The sequence below is a fragment of the Emergencia timonensis genome (assembly GCF_900086585.1).
GTDB lineage: Bacteria > Bacillota > Clostridia > Peptostreptococcales > Anaerovoracaceae > Senimuribacter > Senimuribacter timonensis.
The window spans coordinates 1,800,940-1,820,360 of sequence record NZ_FLKM01000009.1; the positions used below are offsets into that span (position 1 = coordinate 1,800,940).

Sequence of the window (19,421 nt, forward strand, 5' to 3'; positions counted from 1 at the left end):
ACCCGATCGGAGATTTCTATGTCTTGTAAAATATGGATAATTTCTTCCTGCGTTATAGTTCTAATTTAATGTCTTCGCCGAACATTTTTCTGATCCGGTTTTTCAGCTTTTCATATTTTTGATTTCTTAAATCCGGGTCTTTATCTATAATCGCTTTGGCAGTGTTTTTCGCTTTTTCCAGAACGTCGCCATGACGGACCAGATCACTGATATGCATTTCAGGCAGACCGTGCTGTCTGGTTCCAAAAAGCTCACCTGGTCCGCGCAGTCGCAGATCAGCTTCTGCAATTTCAAAGCCGTCATTGCTCTCACACATAATCTGATTCCGTTCTTTTGCTACATCTGTTTCATTGTGGCAAATTAAAAAACAATAGGACTGATCGCTGCCGCGGCCTACGCGGCCGCGCAGCTGATGAAGCTGGGCCAGGCCGAATCGCTCACAGTTTTCAACCACCATAACGGTAGCATTGGGCACGTTGATACCTACTTCTATTACTACAGTAGAAACTAGCACGTCGATGTTGCCATCAGAAAATTCACCCATGATAAAATCTTTTTCTTCTTGTTTCATAGCGCCGTGTATTAACGCCACCTGAAAGCCGGCAAACTTCTGGCTCAACTCTTTATGCAGTTCCTCTGCCGATTTTGCATCAATCTTATCTGATTCTTCAATCAGCGGCGCTACCACATAGGCTTGTTTCTTTTCCTTCAACTGTTTTTTAACAAAATCATAGACCCTGTTTCTGTTCTCCATATCCGCCTGCATCGTTTTAATGGGCTGTCTGCCCCTTGGCATGGTCCTAATCTGCGAAATGTCCAGGTCTCCATAAATGATTACTGCCAAAGTCCTTGGAATCGGTGTAGCCGTCATAACTAAAATATTGGGGTTTTTGCCTTTTTTGGATAAAAGGCTCCTCTGGTTGACTCCAAATCTGTGCTGTTCGTCTGTTATTACCATTCCCAAATTCTTAAAAATTACGTCAGGCTGAATCACCGCATGGGTGCCCACAAGAATTTGGATTTGACCTATCGCCAATCGCTGCAGCGTCTCTCTTTTCTCTGCTGCTTTCATACTGCTGCACAAAAGGCCGACAGAGATTCCATATTTTTCAAAATCTGCTGTTAAAGACTGCACGTGCTGTTTGGCCAAAATTTCTGTCGGCGCCATCATGACGCTTTGATAACCATTTTGGGCCGCAGCATACATGGCCAACTCTGCCACCACGGTTTTTCCTGATCCGACGTCACCTTGTATCAGGCGATTCATAACCTTGTCCGCTGCTAAATCCCTTTTCATGTCTTCCCACACGCTTTTCTGGCCCGCAGTCAATTCAAAAGGCAGGTCTTTGATAAATTGGTCGGCGCAGTCAGCCTCGATGACAATTCCGCCCGTATCTTTTCGCGTCTCATTCTTAATATAAAAAAGGCCAGTTTCCAGCGTAAGAAGTTCATCAAAGATGAGTCTAAACTTACTTTCTAAAACTTGTTTTCCATCTTTGGGAAAATGAATATTCTCTATAGCATAGGCTGGACTTGCCAAACGATTTTCTGACACGACTTCATCTGGCAGCCATTCTTCCACTTGGGGATACAGTTCCTGCAGCTGTAATTGAATTTTACGCAGTTCATTTTGGGAGATACCGCTGATCTGCGGATAAATAGGAATAATTCCTCTGATGTCATTGGGGTCGCCGATGCGATGAAATTCGGGATGAATCATCTGTTTGCGGTCAAAGTTTTCTGAAACTCTGCCATAAAAAGAGTAATCCTGATTGACATTAAATAGATTTGCAATATACCTTCCATTGAAAAAAAGAATTTCCACGGTCCCTGTCTCATCCGACACCAAAAGTGTCAGAGGCGTATTCTTCTTGTATGGATTGCCGGAATACCGACGTGATAATACTTTACCGCTGATTAAGAATTCTTTACCTGGCTGCAGATCTTCAATTCTGGTTTCCTGTCGTCTGTCCTCATACTTTCTGGGGAACAAGTTCAACAGATCCTCCAAGGTAAAGATGTGGTTTTTTTTGAGAATCTCTGCTTTTTTCGGTCCAATCCCCTTCAGGCTGCTTACTTTATCATTCAGTTCCATATCTCTTCACAACCTCTAAATTTCTTCTCGCCACCTGCCTGGATTTAACGCCGGCAATTCTGATTTTGATTTGATTTGGTTTTTTCCCCTGTTTCTTATAAATTGTATCTGCCACATAATCACTGATATCGTTCGTGATATTTGCAATGCTTGTACCAAACTTTACGATGATATTGAATTCAATGTCCACGCTGTTTCCTTCAAAACTGCTCTCTACTTCTATGTTGCCTGCAAATTCTGAAAGATTGTATTTGCCGTCGTTGCCAATCTGGCGGCCTTTTTTTGTCGACGGCCATACTTTGCCCAGACAGGATTCTTCTTTAAAGCTGTCTGCAATTATTTGCGCAAAGAGCATGTTAGAAATGGTAATAGTCCCTAACTCTGTTTCTCTTGATAATGTCAAATCACTTACCTCCATAGATATATGAATCTATTTTAACACATACAGTAACAAAAGTGGCCTCTATTTCATAAAATATACAGGGTGTTTTTATGAATAATAATAGAAAGAGAAAACCGATATGTAAGTATAAAGAAGCCAAAGACATCGGATTCGTCCTCATCGTCTTCGGCATCGTTACGGTATGCGCATTTTTTCTACCGCCAAGAGCGTGGATTCTGCTATTGGGCGGCGTTCTGGTCCTGTGCGGCATCAGCCTGCTGCGTCACTACTAGGCAGCAGGCTGTTTTTTGACATACAAAACGATTAACCTATTGCGGAGAGGAACTAATATCATATCGCCGCAAAGCAAAATTCCTGCCGGTCAGTCATACAACATAATGCAGTCCTGACTATGTCCCGGTGTATAAACATATTTAAGCGTCCAGTCTCCAAGTCTGAAAACAGTGCCATCTTTCATTGGGACTCCTTTTATTAAGAAGGAATACGATCAGGAAAGAATCACATAAATTTCTACGCTCCACGATCCCTGTACAGTCACCTGTAAATTATTCTGTTCGGCTGTCAGTTGATGCACTTCTTTTCGTAGTCCTACAATCCGCTCTTTTTCTTTTCCATTGCACAAAAGCGCTTCTGCCAGTTCATCTGCTCTTCTCCCGATTTCGTCATCAATGAGCAGAATCACCTTTTTCTCTGTCGATTTATTTGACAGTTGATAATTTCGAGTTTCCATCTGTTCTGAAAATCCTTGGAACATGAAATGCTGTATTTTATGACTTTCCGTAAATTCCAGAAGCTGCGCAGTGTCTGTCGCTCCTATGGCAATCTGTGCCACTCGAGCTGAATCAAAATCGGTCACATCCCATTCCTTCCCCTTATAGAAGGATCGAAACTTGGATGGAAGACATCCCATAAAATCTTTAAACACCTTATTATAGTATCGGATTGAAGAAAATCCGCTGGATTCTGCAATACAAGTCAGAGTGTCCTCTGTATCTAAAAGCTGAATCACCGCATTGATCGTCCGATAATAATTTAAAATCGCATTGTAGTTCTTTTCCAGCTTTTTTGTGAATTCCTTAGACAGATAAGGAATGCTGAGATACTCGTTCTGTGCAATATCGTTGAGTGACATCCGCTCAGAAACATGTTCAATCATATAGGCACTGATTCGTTGGAACCGTTCCTTGCTGATATCCAGTTGGGCGCTTTCTGAAAAAACATGGCCGACATCATCAAATTTTTCCATGATCAGGTCAAGGATTTCCCCTGCCTTCTGCTCAACCTGCGAAAGAGCTTTCCCTTCCTTCATTGCAGTGACAGCCTGCACCGTCAATCTCGTAAGCAAATCGATATGCTTTTTTTTGGCCGGTACACCAAAGAAATTGCAGATATTACAGTTGTAGGTCACCCACTCAAAATTCATATTTGTTTTTTCAAGAAAATCTGAAGCAAAGCTAAAGTAGGCAACAGTGCAGGCAGGCTCGCCTTTCAACATAACAGGCTCTTTCACATTGAGTATTTCGGTCTGACCCGTCTCAAGAATCTGAGAACCGGCTACAGTTGTAAAATGCAGTCTGCCTGACAATATGATGATAATTGTAAGCTCTTTGCAGATATGAAATGGTGCTGATTTAATTTCTGCAACGCCGCCTTTGCACAGCCCCGGATAATTCAGCATTGGATACCTCTCCTTATATTCCTATAGTTTCCCTTCCTGCATAAAGATGTAGTTGGTTCCTGCAATCTCTTCGAATTCTTTCTCCGCTCTTTCTGAAATACAGTCAATCCGGCTTTCAATCTCCGCAAGACAGGCTTCCTCATCTACATTCAGCAAGATTTGGTCTTTGTAAATGATCTTTCCATCTACTACAGACAATATTACCTCATTACCCCGCGCGCTGTAAACAAGATTTGGAACAATATTTCTCATTGGTTTGGTAAATATCGGCTGCATGGTCAGCTTTTTCAGATCGACTGCAATAAAGTCCGCTTTTTTTCCACAGGCAAGGGAGCCAATCTCCTGATCCATGCCCAAGGCTTTTGCCCCTTCTATGGTTGCCATTCGCAAAACCTTCCAGGCAGGCATCACCTCTGGATCTTTCTTGGAAATTTTGTTGAACAGAGCCGCCAGCTTCATCTCGTTGAAAACGTTGTGGCAGTTGTTGCCCGGCGCCTGGTCGGAGCCCAGGGCAACATATCCCCCTGCATTTTGAAATGCCATAGACGGGCAGACAATGCCGTCGATAATACCGATGGAACCAGGACAGACAATCATTCCAGCACCGGATTCTGCTACGAATTCCGCCTCTTCATCCGTACAATCTGCAAGATGTACACCGATCAGTGACTCGTCCAGATAGCCGATTTCCTTAAGCCATTCCACAGGCCTTTTTCCGTATCGCATCATAATCTGTTCTGTTTCACGGGTTCCCTGCTGCAAGTGCATATGGATCTTGGTGTTTCTCTTCTTCGCTTCTTCTCGAACCTGCAATAAGAGTTCTCTGCTCATAAAATCCGCTCCCTGCGGACCGAAGAGAATTTTGATTCTCCCATGATCTTTATCATGCCACTTGTCGTACATGGCAATATTATTCTCCAGACTCCTTTTCCCTTTGTCTTCATTGAATTCGTACAGTTCTCCCGGATGATAGATACGCTCCTCCAAAGACCGTACCGTTTCAGTAATATTTCCACGGATTCCCGACTGATTTATGAATTTACATGCAGGCTCGATTCCTATAGAGAATTCACCGATGGTGGTAGTCCCTGCCTTGATTGCTTCCATAATCCCCAGTTTTACACTGGCATCAATATCTTCTTGTACCATGGCATTTTCAAAAGGCTGCAGCCCATAGAACATCCAGTTGTCTGTATCCTGTGCAAGCCCTCTGGCGATACAGATATCCACATGGGTATGGGCATCAATAAGCCCAGGCAATACTGCATGGTCAAAAAGTGCAAGGACTTCTTCTGCCCGGTAACTGTCTTCTGCAGCATCCGTCGGCACGAAATCTATTATCCTGCCTCGGTCAATAATCATCGCTGTATTTTCCAAGTAACCGACACCGTCCCCTTCCATGGTGAAGAGATGTCTTGTTTTTACAATCATGTCTACTGTTTTCATATCTTTATCCTTTCGGTTAAACCGTAATCATCAAGTGAAAAAGAAGAACCCTCCCCTAGGGCATTCCTGCTGGGGAGAGTTCCATGCCTTACTATAGAACTACGCCTAATACGCCAAATATCACTGTAGAAATGCCAAGCGCGGTAAAAGCATATGGCAGATTTGCCAGACCCATTTCCGCTGGCTGTACCTGTGCTGACTGTGAAGACATTACCAGTGCTTCTGAAGTAAAGGAGCAGGTTGCAGGACATACTGCGCCGGAAATCAATATGCCAAGCATCAACGGCATGCTCAAATCCATCTGCTCTGCCAGCTGAATCATAATCGGCATACACAATGCCGAGGTTGCCCAATAGCTGCCCATGATCCAGGATAACAGAGATATGATGATGAACATTACCGGCGGCACCATCCAGCCTGATAATACAGAAGATACTGCATTTACGACTAATTCTGCAAAACCGATATCAGAGCATATTTCGGTGAAGGTGAAGAGGATTAAAAGCAGCACCAGGATAAATACCATATCCTTTACGCCTTCTGTAATCGCATCTCCCACCTGGGATACTGTCATTTTTTTTGACAAGATCAGCATTGCACTGATAACTGCAACACCTATCAGCACTGCCACGAAGATATCACCTGTAAAATAGGCAATCAGGATGATCGTAATCATCGGTATCAGGAAAAATGCTACATTTCCTTCCTTGATGTCATCATCCATCACACCTACGCAGCCAGATTCAGGGAATACATCCCCAGTCTCTTCTGCCCTCTGATATGCCTTCTTCATCGGTCCGTATTTCGGGAAGATGTCCAAGGCAAGAAGCAGGATGATGACCATGAATATTGCCGGATAAACCATGTACGGAATTACTCTGACATACATCTGCAATCCTGTCAGTTCAGTTCCTTCTAAAAGTCCACTGTCAGAAATCAGACCGATGTAGTAAATCGCCCAGATTGAAATCGGTGCGAAAATACATGCCGGAACACCTGCGGAGTTTACTGTGCAAGCCAGCATAAGTCTTGGCGCTTTGTACTTATCCGTCAGATTACGCATAGAAGATGTCACAACCAGCGCATTCAGGTATTCATCAATAAAGACAATAAGTCCTAATATGAAAGTCGCCACCAGGCTCTTTTTTCTGTTATTGGCAAAACGACCAAGCAATTTGCCAAAGCCTATAGTACCTCCGGACTCAATCATCAGCCGGACAAAAATTCCCATAATAGAGGCTGCTGCCAGTACAAATGAATACGTATCACTGACCAAAGTCGTCAGAAGGCCGTTTGGCAGGTTAGTTAAAATATCTTTTGGTGAAACTAAGAGATATGCAAGGATCAATGTAACGATACTACTTTCCATAATACGTTTCGTCCAGACGATTAACACAATCAGAACGATCATAGGGATAATCGGGGTTATGGTTTGTAAAAATTCCATTTTCTTTCTCCTTCTTAATTAAAGTACCACATTGGTATACATTTTTTCTGCACTTTTCCTCGCTCTTTCCACAACCTCCTGCTCGTCAAGGGAAGTAAAGCGTTTTCCTTTTAGCAGCACTTTTCCATCTACTATAGTGGTATCCACATCTCTGCCGTTACCGGAAAAGATCATGTTCGTAATTGGATCTATAGCTGGAGTGAGATGCAAAGACCCTGTATCTACTACAACGATGTCCGCTTTCTTTCCAACCTCCAAAGAGCCGATTTCCTGATCTAAGCCAAGACATTTTGCGCTGCCCATGGTTCCCATCTTTAAGACATCGTATGCAGAAAGCACACCTGCGTCCAACGTATGCACCCTGTGAAGAAGGGCTGTCGCTTTCAGGCTCTCCACCATGTCCTGGTTGTTGTTGCTGGCCGCACCGTCAACACCAATGCCTACATTGACCCCTCTGCTGAGAAGCTCCGGTATCGGTGCAATTCCATCACCGAGGATCATGTTTGCAAGGGGCTGATGTGAAACATTGGTCTTTGTATCAGCCAGCTGCTGCTGTTCTTTGGCGCTGATCCAGATACTATGGATCATCATCGTTCTCGGAGAGAGGACGCCTAGAGAATGCATGTATTCCATGATGCCCATTTTATGAGCATTTTTTACAATAGTAAGCTCTCCAATGCTTTCTGCGGCATGACACTGGAACAAGGTATCATATTTTTCTGCCAAAGCGAAAAGTCCTTTGATGGTCTCAGCGTTACAATCAATAGGGGTGATTGGCTCTACTCCTACTCTGATCCGCCCGGTTTCTGTCAGATGGTATTTTTTGATACAGCTTTCCGTTTTTGCTAAAGCAGTTTCCGTATCCTCAATGGCTTCTGCAGGTACATCCGGATGGTACTTCATATTCTGTGTCGCCCGGCAGAGGACTGCGCGGATGCCGGTTTCTTTTGCCGCTGCTGCCATGCCGTCGAAATTCTCATCCTTCTGTACGATATAATGACTATCTGCAAAACAAGTCGTGCCTGTGCGAATCATCTCTGAAATGTTCAGTCTTCCTGCATTGTAACAGTCATCAAAATTCATCACCATGCTCATGGGATAAATGACCTTCGTCACCCAGTCATCCAGGTTTAATGTGCATCCGATACCTTTCATCAGGCTTTGAAACAGATGTGTATGGGAAGTTACCAGTCCGGGAAGAATCATCCCGTTCTCATATTCCATCAGCTCATAGGGGATATCCTCATACTTTCTGCTGGCTTCTTCTTCCGTTCCTACAAAATCAATTCGGTCATTTTTGGTTACGACCACACCACCGTCGATGATATCATCACCACTGTTGACAGTGACGACTTTACAGCCTTTCAGAAATAAATATCTGTCTTCCATCTTTCTGCTCCTCTCTATTTTTTCCATGCAGCCTGCTCCAGAAAAGCCTTCATCAGCCTATAGCCCGGCTCAATCTTCCTGATACTGGTAAACTCCAGGGGTGAATGGCTGATTCCTTTTTCACTGGGTACAAAAATCATATTTGTTCTGATTTTTTCTGCAATGATCTGGGCATCATGACCTGCTCCGCTGATCATGGTCATCACTGCGATTTTTTGGTCTTTCGCCAGTCTTCCCAAAGCAGACACATTCTCCCTATCCATGGAAGCCGGCGGATCCTGACATGCATACACCACTTTCGGGGTATATCCTTGGAATTGCTGCAGAAGCGCTTCGATTTTCGCCCGGGCTTCTTCCTGCAGCCTTTGACTGCCGGAACGGATATCAAAGGTCAGCTTCAGCCGGGCCGGTATGACATTGCTTTTACCCGGCTCTATCGTGATGTTGCCGATGGTACAGGTCAGGTCAGTTCCTTTTGTCAGTGCCCACCTGTTCAGCGCTGAGATAAAATCAGCTGCTGCAGGAACCGGATCTTTTCGCATATGCATAGGCGTAGTTCCTGCATGATTCTGCTCTCCGTGGAAATAGATATCTCCCGCAAAGATTCCAACAATAGCAGTGACGATACCTGCCTGCTTTCCTGTCTTTTCAAGGACACCGCCCTGTTCAATATGAAGCTCCAGAAATTGCTTGATATCGGACCTGGCCTTAGGAAGGGTTCCGTCAAAATATCCTTCTGCTTCTAATGCTTCTTTTAAAGAAATCCCCCGTTCGTCTTTCTCTGACAGGTCGTCCTCTCTCAATGTTCCTGTAATCGCCCGGCTGCCTGTATATCCGGTCAGGAATCGGCTGGCTTCTTCTTCACAGAGCGCTACAACTTCTAAAGTCTGTTCCGGCCTGCCTTTTTTCTGATACAAAGCCTTACCGGCTGCAATGGCTGTAATGATTCCCAGTGCGCCGTCATACCTGCCCCCATTTCTGACCGTATCCCGATGTGAGCCGGTTAAAACAACGTCTTTAGCATTGCCTTCTATTTTGCCAAACAGATTGCCGACCTGGTCGAAGTAAGTACAAAAGCCTGCTTCCTCCATCCACCTTTTCAAAAGGGCGGTTCCTTTTCTGTCTTCTTCTGTATAGGTGGCTCTCCAGTAGGTATTGTCTTCCTTAATCGCTGTCTGTCCCAGTTCATCAATGGCATCTTCTATCCATTTCAGTTCTTCTGTCACTGTACTGCCTCCTTTCGGTAATGGACCATCATTTCTACCATCCTGACCGCCTCTTCAATGCCGTCGATAACAGGAATTCCCGCTTTTGCAGACAATTCTTTTCCTCTTCCGGCAAAAGCTGCGCATCCCAGAATGACAGCATCTGCCCCGTCTTCTTTTCTGCAGGCTTCGATACCGCAAAGGATGTCCTCCTCTTTGGCAGAAACCGCTCTTTCAACAGTAGAATTTATATATCTGACAGATGCGGCATTTTCTCTGTCGCCTAAGTCCCGGATACTGCCAATCCACGGCGAAATATCACTTTCATCTCCTGATGCCAAAACAGAATATCTTCGTCCTTGTAATTTAGCAAAGATCGTACTGCTCTCGAAAAGCCCTGCTACGGGAATGTGAACCAATTCCCTTGCACCGCGAAGTCCAGGATCTGCAAAGCAGCCGATAATCGCTCCATCGTAGGCATCTTCTTTTTCCTGCAGTAGCTGTATGGAAGCCACCCCTGCCATTAATTCATCAAATGCCGTTACAATCGCCTGCGGCGTATTCTTACAGCAGATCACATCAATCTGAAGATGCTCATACTGTAACGGCTTGACTGCCTCCTCCAGGGTTTTGGTCACAAGGTCTGATGAATTTGGATTAATCAAAAGAATTCTCATTTACTTTACCTTTCGTACCGGTGCAATGAACCGTCCGCTGCCTTTTTCTGCAATAACTTCTTTTCCGTCATAAGCCTCTATTCCATTTACAATGGTCTTCGTGATTTTTCCCCGGACTTCCATCCCATTGTAGGGACTCCACTTCATCATCTGCTTCAGACTCTTGTCATCTACCGTCCAGATTTCTTCCGGATTCAGAATTGCAATATCCGCATCTGCGCCTACCGCAATATGTCCTTTTTGCGGATACAGGTTGTATCGTTTGGCAGCATTGGTACTGGTCAGGTCTGCAAAAGCTTCTATGGATAAGCCCCGCTTCATCACGCCTTCACTAAAGAAGAGCTGGCAGCAAAGCTCTACACTGGTCACACCGGCAGGCGTTTTAAAGATGTCTTCTCTTCCTTCCATCTTTTCTTCAACGGTGTAGGTTGCATGGTCGCTGCAGATCCAGTCAATCTTCCCATCAAAAATGCAGTCCCATAACTTGCTGACCTCTTCCTCCCTGCGAAGGGGCGGATTACAGATGCCAAACACGCCTAATTCAGGCAGCATGGTTCTGTTCAGCAGCAGATACTGCGGACAGGTTTCTACAGAGACATCGGCACCATTTCTTCTTCTATCATCCACAATGTTCACTGCGGCTTGCAGAGTGCAGTGGGCTATATTTACCTTGCATCCTGTCTCCTGTGCAAAGAGGGTCATTCTTGAAACCGCTTCGATTTCTGAAATCTCCGGCCTTCCGTCAGGATAATCTTCTGGTTTTGTCCTGCCCAGGCAGCGCATTTCGTTGGTGTAATAGTTTACGATATCGTTGTTTTCGCAATGAATTGCAAGAATAACGTCCTTGTCCGCCAGAAACGCCATCCTTTCAGTAATCTGTCCGTCGTCCAGCTTTGGAATTTCCGGTGAGTAAGTCAGAAATGTCTTAAAAGCAGAAGCCCCGCTTTCCATCATCTGCTTCATTTCGCCTTGATTTTTTTCCGAACATGCACCGAACAGCCCGAAGTCGACAACCGCCTTACTTTCTGCAATTTCCTTTTTTTCATTAAACGCTTTCAAGTTATCAGGAAGCGGGAAGGTCAGCGGATGTTCCAGCACGGTTGTAACACCTCCTGCTGCCGCTGCACTGGTCCCGGTATAAAAGTCTTCGCTGTTCGTCAGCCCCGGATCGTTAAAATGCACGTGAGGGTCTATAAAACCCGGCAGCACAAATTGTCCTTTGACATCTATTACCTTTTCAGCCTTATCTTCCTCACCGCTTTTTCCAATATGTACGATCTTTCCCTCTTCTATAAATACGTCTGCAGATAAAGTGCCCTCTTCTGTCACTACCCTGCCATTTTTTATTAATAAGCTGCAATTCATGTGGCTTACCTCCTTCTTGATTATCATTATAATCCTTCGAAATTTTCTCACAATGCAACTTCTTAACCTGGTTATGTCAGATTTTAACCTGTTCATGCTTCCCCTGCTATTCTCCAAATGTACGTTCCTCGGTAACGGACTTTTCCAATCCCAGAAAGGTTTCTCTTTTCTTCCTTTATTCTGCGCCTCTGTCTCCTGTCTGCAGTCACAGTTTGCTTCATTTTATATCGGTTTTTGTGCTACTTTACAGAACGTCATAAATATTAAAAAAGCCTCCACAAAAGGCAGCTCTCTTCCAATCTCTCATGGTTTGGTTCCTGCTACTGGGCGGTATCCTAGATCTATGCAGCATCAGTTTGCCGCATCACTACTAAGAGTAGTACTCATTTTTTGACAAACAAAAAACCCGCCATAGCAGCGGGTCTTGTTACCAAAATAATTAGATGGCACGGTTAATCTTGTTGGATCTGATGCATCTTGTGCATACGTTAGCTCTTCTTACTGTACCATTGTCGTTAATTCTTACAGTCTGAATGTTTGCATTCCACTTTCTTCTAGTGTGTCTGTTTGAATGGGATACATTGTTTCCGGAAACCTGTCCTTTTCCGCAAATCTCACATTTTCTTGACATCTACCGCACCTCCTTTAATATCATTAAGCATGTAGCATTTTTTCAAAATTTATTTAACATATTCATAACTCGTTCAGTCGAATGAACGATACTCATCATGTGCCTTTGAATGTCGCATCCTTGCACATGACTCAACAAGCGTATCCTTTCGGCAACGCCGTTTTAATCACAGCGTTTATTATATCATAGAATAGATCGCTTTTACAAGTTATTTTTGCATAATTTGGTTAGAAATTTTCTGCAAGAGCCGCCTCTCCGCGCTTCCAGGCTTCTTTCATATCAATTACTCTCTGATTTCGGCTGCCTCGGAAGGATAATGTCAGGTCTCTTTCAATGGATTCATACCTTCCATCGACCAAAAGATCTACGTAATCTAAAAGCTCACCCAAAGCCTCGTTATCTTCCGTCATTGCCTGGAGCTCCTCAAAAGTATACCCGGAATACATCATGATATGCAGATTTCTTTTCTTTATCGCTTTCGCCAAAGTCAAAAACCCCCTGGGCTGGCAGGCGGGTTCTCCCCCGCTGAAAGTCACGCCGTCGAGCAGAGGATTGTCGTCGATGGCCTGTAAAATCTTATCTGTCTCGCAAATATAGCCTCCGTCAAAATCGTGGGTCACTTTGTTGTGACAGCCCTGACAGTGATGTGGACAGCCTTGACAGAAGATCACGAATCGAATTCCCGGTCCGTCCACAATGGATTCCCGCACAACTCCGGCAATGCGGATACTTTCCTCTCGGTCTATCATAGCCTCTCAAATCCTTCCCCGATTCCGTGCTTTACTCTGTCTTTTTCTTCGCTGGTCTTGGCATCATTCCAATGATCCATCGTACCTACCAGATAGCCGGTGATTCGTCTGATTCTCTCGAAATCTTCATTACCGTCGCCCTCTCTTCTGCCACAGGCTGGGCACTGGTTGTCAATAATTCCAGTATAACCGCAGACAGGATCTCTGTCTACGGGGTGGTTGATGGACCCATAGCCGACGCCGCTCTCCTTCATACATCTGACGACTTTTTCGAAAGCGTCCAAATTCTTTAACGGATCGCCGTCAAGTTCTACATAAGAAATATGTCCGCCGTTGGTCATCTCGTGGAACGGCGCTTCCTTCCTAATCTTATCAAAGGCGTTGATATCGTAATAGACCGGAACGTGGAAACTGTTTGTATAGTAGTCTCTGTCGGTCACGCCGGGAATCACACCGTATTTCTCCTGGTCAATCCTTATAAATCTACCTGAAAGGCCTTCCGCCGGCGTACCGATCAGCGACCAGTTGAGTCCCGTCTTTCTCGCTTCCTCGTCCATCCGTTTTCTCATATACGCTACGATTTCCAGACCCAGCTTCTCTGCCTCCTCTGATTCTCCATGATGCTTGCCAATCAAAGCTTTCAGGCATTCTGCAAGTCCGATAAATCCGATAGTCAGAGTGCCGTGCTTTAGGACTTCTTCTATGGTATCCTCTGGGGTCAGCTTTTCGGAATCAATCCAGATCCCCTGTCCCATAAGGAATGGGAAGTTCTTTACTTTCTTCATGCACTGGATTCTGAATCTTTCATTGAGCTGTGCGATAGCGATATCGATGACATGATCGAGTCCATCGAAGAAAATATCCACGTCGCCTTTCGCTTTGATGGCAAGTCTCGGCAAATTGATGGATGTAAAGGATAAATTTCCTCTGCCATAGACGATTTCTCTAGCAGGGTCATGAACGTTGCCGATGACTCTGGTTCTGCATCCCATATAGGCACATTCCGTTTCAGGCTGTCCTGGTCTGTAATACTGCAGGTTAAACGGCGCATCTAGGAATGAAAAGTTCGGGAATAGTCTCTTCGCTGACACCTTGCAAGCCAACTTGAACAAGTCATAATTCGGATCCTGCGGATTATAGCTGACACCTTCTTTTACCTTGAAAATCTGAATCGGGAAAATTGGTGTTTCTCCGTTTCCCAGCCCCGCTTCTGTCGCTTCCATGATGCATTTCATCACCAGTCTGCCTTCCTGGGAAGTGTCAGTACCGTAGTTCAGAGAGCTGAACGGAACCTGCGCGCCGGCTCTGGAATGCATGGTGTTTAAGTTGTGAATCAAAGCTTCCATCGCCTGATATGTTTTTCGTCTGATTTCCTTATCTGCGAATTTCGTAGCCATTTCCTGCAATTTCTTCGCCTCTTCAGGTGAGGCAAATTTCTCCAAATGGCTAAGTTCTAGTTCTTTATAGTTATGATCCCATGCCATGCAAGGGTAGATGTTTTCTTTTTCTTCTATGTAGGCTCCAATCTTCTTTGCCTGTTCAATGCCGTCTTCTACATCGTACATGCATTCCAGCATTTTGCCCAGATTGGTCCAATATAACTTTTTATAGGACTTTCTAACGCCCGGAGCCATACTGAAATCAAAATTTGGTACCGACTGACCTCCGTGCTGATCGTTTTGGTCTGACTGAATGGCAATGCAGGCAAGTGCAGCATAACTTTCAATATCATTTGGCTCTCTCAGATGTCCATGGCCCGTAGAAAATCCGTTCTTTAGCAGCTCCAAAAGGTCAATCTGACAGCATGTCATAGTCAGGGTGTAGAAATCCATATCGTGAATGTGAATATCTCCATTCTCATGAGCTTTCGCATACTTTGGATTGATGACATACATCTTATAAAATTCCTTAGCGCCTTCGGAGCCGTATTTGAGCATGGTTCCCATAGCGGTGTTGCCGTCAATGTTGGCGTTCTCTCGTTTTACATCGTTATCCTTCGCTTCTTTAAATGTAAGATCCTCATAAATGCGCATCAGTTTGGTATTCATATCCCTCACTCTGGTGCGCTCTGCTCTGTACAGAATATATTCTTTTGCAGTTCTGGCGTGGCCGCTTTCGATCAAAATCTTCTCAACAGCATCCTGAACTTGTTCAACAGTAGGATAGGAATTGTGGCATACTTCCAGCAGATACAGTTCTACCTGTTTTGCTAGATATTCTGACATCTCATGGTCTTTTCCCCCCAGTACCTGAGCTGCTTTAAATATAGCCTGCGCAATCTTATCTACATCAAATTCCACAGTCCTTCCGTCTCTTTTAATAATCTTCATGATACGTTCCATTTAGTCTCTTCTCCTTCGTAACACACAATATATAGTACTTTTTCCAAATTATCCAAACAAATTATACTATCTTTACAAGCTTTGGTCAATATTGAATCTAATCGTTTTCATCGAAAAAGCTGGCTTATAATCAGCCAGCTTTAGTGATTGCATAGGTTTGCGGATTCGTAAAATATTATTAATTATTTTGTATGAATTTTGTCATAATATTCTGCCCTCAGCATGGATTTCAGCTGAAGATTGATATATTTTCCGTTTTTCTTTCCGGCATTACGCATCAGGCCTTCCGTCTGGAATCCAATCTTCTCGTATAATGCTGCAGCGGGTTTGTTCTTCTCAAAATGATCTATCGTGACTCTTTCCATGTGGAGATTGATAAACGCGAACTCTAAAACTAGACGAAGCGCTTCTTCGCCATAACCCTTTCCCCTTTGGTTCACATCTGCGATGTATATCCTGGTAATATCCAGGGAATCATCTGTTCTGTTGATCCTTGACAAAAAAATCTTGCCGATGGGCTTGTCCTGTGGCTTGAGGGTAATAGTAAACTGCAGCTTGGACGGGTCGAGGTTATTCCTTACGAACTCAGTAACCACCTGTTCGTAGGATCTCTCTTCATCCATTGTAAAGAACTCTGTAACCTGAGGCCATGTCTCCCATTCAGCAAAGTATTTGCAGTCGTCAAATACAGTTTCTCTCACAATTAAATTTTTTGATTCCATCTCGTTATCTCCCGTTCAAATCTTAAGATTATGTGAAGTTTCATAAAAACGCTACTAATTTCTTCACGATTATGTTATCATTATATATGATTTTTCATACAAAATAAATGATTATTTATGAATTTTACAAAAAAATTACAATAAAAGGAGATTGGGCAATGAAGAAGTTGACAACGATAGCTTTGCTATTTACCATGATAGGCTCTATGTTCCTTCTCTCTGCATGCAGTGAAGAGGAAGAAGATCTATCGTCAAAGATAGAGGAGAAAGTCGTCGCATACCAGACCGACCTTGAAGATTCGGCCAGTACCCTTACTTCTACAGAAGCTATTAGAGATTATCTTTCAAATTGGGCAAAATCAAAGGGAATTAAGTACACTGTCGACGACCATGATAATGTCATCATGAGCGTCAATGCAAGCAAGGAATACAGAGAAGCTGATCCAACAGTGATCATCTGTTCATATGATGCAAAACAGTTTGCAAACGGCATAGAACCGATGGCAATGGCTTTATATATTGCGAAGAATAACGAGTCTACAGGAAAGTTAGACGTCATTTTTACCAGTGAATCTGGACATGATTATGCCGGCATCAAGTCTTTGGACAACAAGTATTTTAAAGACAATTCCAACGTATTTTGTCTCAACGGAGGTCAGAAGAATATGTGGTCCACAAACACAGGCGCCAGATCTTCTTATACCTTTAGCAACAATGTAGCATATACCACTCCAAGAGGCGAAAAAGCCTATCAGGTTAAAATCAGCGGTCTGCCTGGCGGCATTCCCGACTCTAAGATTTCATCTTACCCTAATCCCATCAAAGAATTGGGAGATTTGTTAGCATATTTTAAGACCAACGCGCTGATTTATGAACTGGCGGATATTACGGGCGGAAGCAGTGGAAATCTCTATCCAAAATCAGCGTCGATGACAATCGTCATTGATGAGGATGATATCGACAAATTTGAGTCGAGAATGGAAACGGCAATCGAGAATTTTAACGACGATTATCTGGATGATTATCCCGATGTAACTTACACCTTTACTGAAGTGAAAGTGCCGGAAAATGTCGTGACAGAAGAATACCAGAACGAATTTGTCAGTCTCTTGTATACCCTCCTGGACGGCGTGTATTACAAGGATGACGACGACAATCTGATTTCTATCACAAGTATCGGATCTATTCACAGCAAGGATGGCGTTTACACTATTTCTGCCGTCGGCAACAGCCTATCCAAGTCCAACATGTCAGAGATTGACAACACCTATAAGACCATCTGCGGCTTGTCCGGTGTAAAATACAAGAAATATGACGAGCAGCCTGGATTTGCAAGCGATATGGAATCTGCCTTTGCCAAAGAAGTGTCCGCCGCTTTCAGCGATTATGCCGATGCCGATATAGAATTTAAGGATTGCGTGCCTGCTACCAATGCAAGCTATGTATATGAGCTAAACAAAAAAGCTAGTATCATCAATGTCACGGTCAATGAAGAACGCATGGAAAGATATACGGGCACCATCATCACTTTTATGATGAATCAGACACATACAGAAGTTAATGACTAAAAAGATAAACCCATCGGCTAAGATCAGTCGATGGGTTGTTTTTTATCCTTGCGAAGCGTCGCCCTTTTCGGGCGATATGAGTGCATTTGCACTCATTTTTTATACACACAATGACCGTCAATATAAGTTGCTTCTACTTGAACCTGCCCGATGGTGTCCTCAGGAACAGATAAGATGTCCCTGTCTAAAACGATAAAGTCGGCCGCAAAACCCTGCTTCAGCATGCCATTGTCAGCAAATCCCATTACATACTGGCCTTCGGCGGTATATAGTCTTATGGCGGTTTCAATATCTACCTTGTGATACTGCCCGCAGTCTGTACCGTCGTGAGCCTTTCTGGTTACTGCCGACTGCATGCAGACAAACGGATTAGATGCGTCGGCAAGAGGTGTAGCTGGTGCGTCAGTAGAAAATGCCAGACGGATTCCTGCAGTCATGATATCTTGAACCGGGAAAGTACTTTGTAGCCACTCCGGTCCCATATTTTCCATATAACGTTCAATTTCTGCATAAAGGAATACCGGCTGTGTTACAAAGGCGATGTCTGCAGCGGCCGCCTTAGTCAGTGCTTTTTCAGTCGGCATAGAGGCATGCTCGATCCGTGCGTGAGGCAGATCACTGTCCAGCCAGTCTTCAACTTCTGAGATGACATTGACTGCCCTATCGATCGCACTTTGCCCCATAGCATGAACAGCCAGCTGCGTATTGTATTTTTTACAAAACCTTATAGCACTTCGGATATGGTCCTCCGTACAGGTGGGAATTCCTTGCTCTCTTCCATCCCCTCCCAGGTATGGACGGTTACACCACGCCGTACGTCCTGAAATTCCACCATCAGCGATAATCTTGAGACCTGAGACCTTGACGGGCGCCTTCCTGTCCAACTGCTCCGGCTTGAATTGAAAATCTGATATATTCTTAAAAGATTCCCACATGTAGAATACACTGACTCTTTGCAGAAAGCCTCTTTCCCGTGCTTTCTGATATACATAATAATAATCTGTATCATCCAGGTTACCCATATCTCCTACCGCTGTAATGCCTTGTGAGAGGAGATGTTCAGAAAGCATGACCAGATTATCAATCACGGCATCCTCACTGTCTTTTGGCAGAATATCCGACAAAAGGAATCGCGCGTTTTCTCTCAGCACACCTGTAGGCTCCCCCTGGTCATCCTTCATAATCTCCCCGCCTTCTGGATCTGGCGTGTCTCTGTTGATGCCAGCCATTTCAAGGGCTTTACTGTTAATACATCTCATGTGACCACAAGATCTCAGGATGCAAACCGGTACATCGTCTGCTCCTGCGTCCAAGTCATATCGACTGGGAGTTTTTCCTTCTTTCAGCTTTCCTTCATCATAACCCCAGCCAAAGATCCAGGTTTTGGGTCCCTGTGCTGCCCTCGCCTTTTTTATCGCTTCGATCAGTTCTTCAATCGAATTGATGTATGGTGGTAGGCAGACGATCTGTCTCTGATTTGCAGCTAGCATGACGGGATGCATGTGACTGTCGATGATGCCGGGCAAAACCCGTTTGCCCTGCAGATCGACCACTTCTTCGTCAGTCGTATCCAGTTCAGCGGCTTCACCGATCCATGCGATCAGGCCGTCCTTAACGGCCATAGCGTCCGCATAGAGTTTTTTTTCATCGGAAGTAAAGAATTTTCCATTTACATATACCTGATCATAGTTTTTCATTTCTTTT

16 protein-coding genes are annotated in these 19,421 nt (G+C 44.2%); 2 read left to right on the forward strand and 14 right to left on the reverse strand.

All coding sequences use genetic code 11. The annotated features are described in order from the left end of the window. Positions 1 to 52: 52 nt before the first annotated feature. Positions 53 to 2,095 (reverse strand): ATP-dependent DNA helicase RecG, encoded by a 2,043-nt coding sequence (recG, locus tag BN6539_RS19440; RefSeq protein ID WP_067542118.1) that lies wholly within the window; start codon positions 2,093 to 2,095, stop codon positions 53 to 55. Next, entirely contained in the window at positions 2,082 to 2,498 is a 417-nt protein-coding gene (locus tag BN6539_RS19445; protein ID WP_067542121.1) for an Asp23/Gls24 family envelope stress response protein, read from the reverse strand. The genes recG and BN6539_RS19445 overlap by 14 nt, the downstream gene beginning before the upstream one ends. 89 nt (positions 2,499 to 2,587) lie before the next feature. Between BN6539_RS19445 and BN6539_RS19450 the strand changes: the two genes are divergently transcribed. After that, positions 2,588 to 2,770: a hypothetical protein gene (locus BN6539_RS19450; protein ID WP_067542124.1), complete on the forward strand. Its 183-nt coding sequence runs from the start codon at positions 2,588 to 2,590 to the stop codon at positions 2,768 to 2,770. 215 nt (positions 2,771 to 2,985) lie between these two features. On the opposite strand, the gene BN6539_RS19455 is transcribed toward BN6539_RS19450, so the two are convergent. The 11 genes from BN6539_RS19455 to BN6539_RS19505 all read right to left on the reverse strand — a co-directional run bounded on the left by BN6539_RS19455 (position 2,986) and on the right by BN6539_RS19505 (position 16,149). Next, positions 2,986 to 4,176, reverse strand: coding sequence for a helix-turn-helix transcriptional regulator (locus tag BN6539_RS19455; protein ID WP_067542127.1), 1,191 nt, complete (start codon positions 4,174 to 4,176; stop codon positions 2,986 to 2,988). Between the two features lie 21 nt (positions 4,177 to 4,197). Next, on the reverse strand, positions 4,198 to 5,622 hold the full coding sequence (locus tag BN6539_RS19460; RefSeq protein ID WP_067542130.1) for an amidohydrolase family protein: 1,425 nt from the start codon (positions 5,620 to 5,622) through the stop codon (positions 4,198 to 4,200). 91 nt (positions 5,623 to 5,713) lie between these two features. Continuing rightward, complete coding sequence (locus BN6539_RS19465; RefSeq protein WP_067542133.1) at positions 5,714 to 7,069, reverse strand: Na+/H+ antiporter NhaC family protein; 1,356 nt, start codon at positions 7,067 to 7,069, stop codon at positions 5,714 to 5,716. 18 nt (positions 7,070 to 7,087) lie between these two features. Next, on the reverse strand, positions 7,088 to 8,485 hold the full coding sequence (locus BN6539_RS19470; protein WP_067542136.1) for an amidohydrolase family protein: 1,398 nt from the start codon (positions 8,483 to 8,485) through the stop codon (positions 7,088 to 7,090). Then, positions 8,473 to 9,684 carry a M20 family metallo-hydrolase gene (locus BN6539_RS19475; protein WP_067542138.1) on the reverse strand — a complete coding sequence of 404 codons (1,212 nt, stop codon included), beginning with the start codon at positions 9,682 to 9,684 and terminating at the stop codon, positions 8,473 to 8,475. Before BN6539_RS19475 ends, BN6539_RS19470 begins: the two co-directional genes overlap by 13 nt. Beyond that, on the reverse strand, positions 9,681 to 10,328 hold the full coding sequence (locus BN6539_RS19480) for an aspartate/glutamate racemase family protein (RefSeq protein WP_148484509.1): 648 nt from the start codon (positions 10,326 to 10,328) through the stop codon (positions 9,681 to 9,683). The genes BN6539_RS19475 and BN6539_RS19480 overlap by 4 nt, the downstream gene beginning before the upstream one ends. A 12-nt stretch (positions 10,329 to 10,340) precedes the next feature. Beyond that, positions 10,341 to 11,705, reverse strand: coding sequence for an allantoinase AllB (gene allB, locus BN6539_RS19485; protein ID WP_067542142.1), 1,365 nt, complete (start codon positions 11,703 to 11,705; stop codon positions 10,341 to 10,343). A gap of 439 nt (positions 11,706 to 12,144) precedes the next feature. After that, positions 12,145 to 12,336: a 50S ribosomal protein L28 gene (gene rpmB, locus BN6539_RS19490; RefSeq protein ID WP_067542145.1), complete on the reverse strand. Its 192-nt coding sequence runs from the start codon at positions 12,334 to 12,336 to the stop codon at positions 12,145 to 12,147. A gap of 227 nt (positions 12,337 to 12,563) precedes the next feature. Next, positions 12,564 to 13,085: an anaerobic ribonucleoside-triphosphate reductase activating protein gene (gene nrdG / locus BN6539_RS19495; protein ID WP_067542148.1), complete on the reverse strand. Its 522-nt coding sequence runs from the start codon at positions 13,083 to 13,085 to the stop codon at positions 12,564 to 12,566. After that, positions 13,082 to 15,427, reverse strand: a complete 2,346-nt coding sequence (locus BN6539_RS19500; protein WP_067542151.1) for an anaerobic ribonucleoside triphosphate reductase — start codon at positions 15,425 to 15,427, stop codon at positions 13,082 to 13,084. Before BN6539_RS19500 ends, nrdG begins: the two co-directional genes overlap by 4 nt. Positions 15,428 to 15,609: 182 nt before the next feature. Beyond that, positions 15,610 to 16,149: a GNAT family N-acetyltransferase gene (locus BN6539_RS19505; RefSeq protein WP_067542155.1), complete on the reverse strand. Its 540-nt coding sequence runs from the start codon at positions 16,147 to 16,149 to the stop codon at positions 15,610 to 15,612. A 158-nt stretch (positions 16,150 to 16,307) separates the two neighbouring features. Between BN6539_RS19505 and BN6539_RS19510 the strand changes: the two genes are divergently transcribed. Next, a complete protein-coding gene (locus BN6539_RS19510) occupies positions 16,308 to 17,717 on the forward strand; it encodes a zinc-binding metallopeptidase family protein (protein ID WP_067542158.1) in 1,410 nt (469 codons plus the stop codon). A gap of 92 nt (positions 17,718 to 17,809) precedes the next feature. Here BN6539_RS19510 and BN6539_RS19515 read toward each other — a convergent pair whose 3' ends face one another. Continuing rightward, on the reverse strand, positions 17,810 to 19,414 hold the full coding sequence (locus tag BN6539_RS19515) for an amidohydrolase (protein ID WP_067542161.1): 1,605 nt from the start codon (positions 19,412 to 19,414) through the stop codon (positions 17,810 to 17,812). Positions 19,415 to 19,421 lie beyond the last annotated feature (7 nt).

What these genes read in the sequence shown, in the direction of transcription:
- BN6539_RS19515 (WP_067542161.1), bottom strand. Translation starts at nt 19,414, where the DNA reads ATGAAAAACTATGATCAGGTATATGTAAATGGAAAATTCTTTACTTCC.
- BN6539_RS19470 (WP_067542136.1), bottom strand. Translation starts at nt 8,485, where the DNA reads ATGGAAAAAATAGAGAGGAGCAGAAAGATGGAAGACAGATATTTATTT.
- nrdG (WP_067542148.1), bottom strand. Translation starts at nt 13,085, where the DNA reads ATGATAGACCGAGAGGAAAGTATCCGCATTGCCGGAGTTGTGCGGGAA.
- BN6539_RS19500 (WP_067542151.1), bottom strand. Translation starts at nt 15,427, where the DNA reads ATGGAACGTATCATGAAGATTATTAAAAGAGACGGAAGGACTGTGGAA.
- BN6539_RS19450 (WP_067542124.1), top strand. Translation starts at nt 2,588, where the DNA reads ATGAATAATAATAGAAAGAGAAAACCGATATGTAAGTATAAAGAAGCC.
- BN6539_RS19460 (WP_067542130.1), bottom strand. Translation starts at nt 5,622, where the DNA reads ATGAAAACAGTAGACATGATTGTAAAAACAAGACATCTCTTCACCATG.
- BN6539_RS19510 (WP_067542158.1), top strand. Translation starts at nt 16,308, where the DNA reads ATGAAGAAGTTGACAACGATAGCTTTGCTATTTACCATGATAGGCTCT.
- allB (WP_067542142.1), bottom strand. Translation starts at nt 11,705, where the DNA reads ATGAATTGCAGCTTATTAATAAAAAATGGCAGGGTAGTGACAGAAGAG.
- BN6539_RS19455 (WP_067542127.1), bottom strand. Translation starts at nt 4,176, where the DNA reads ATGCTGAATTATCCGGGGCTGTGCAAAGGCGGCGTTGCAGAAATTAAA.
- recG (WP_067542118.1), bottom strand. Translation starts at nt 2,095, where the DNA reads ATGGAACTGAATGATAAAGTAAGCAGCCTGAAGGGGATTGGACCGAAA.
- BN6539_RS19465 (WP_067542133.1), bottom strand. Translation starts at nt 7,069, where the DNA reads ATGGAATTTTTACAAACCATAACCCCGATTATCCCTATGATCGTTCTG.
- rpmB (WP_067542145.1), bottom strand. Translation starts at nt 12,336, where the DNA reads ATGTCAAGAAAATGTGAGATTTGCGGAAAAGGACAGGTTTCCGGAAAC.
- BN6539_RS19505 (WP_067542155.1), bottom strand. Translation starts at nt 16,149, where the DNA reads ATGGAATCAAAAAATTTAATTGTGAGAGAAACTGTATTTGACGACTGC.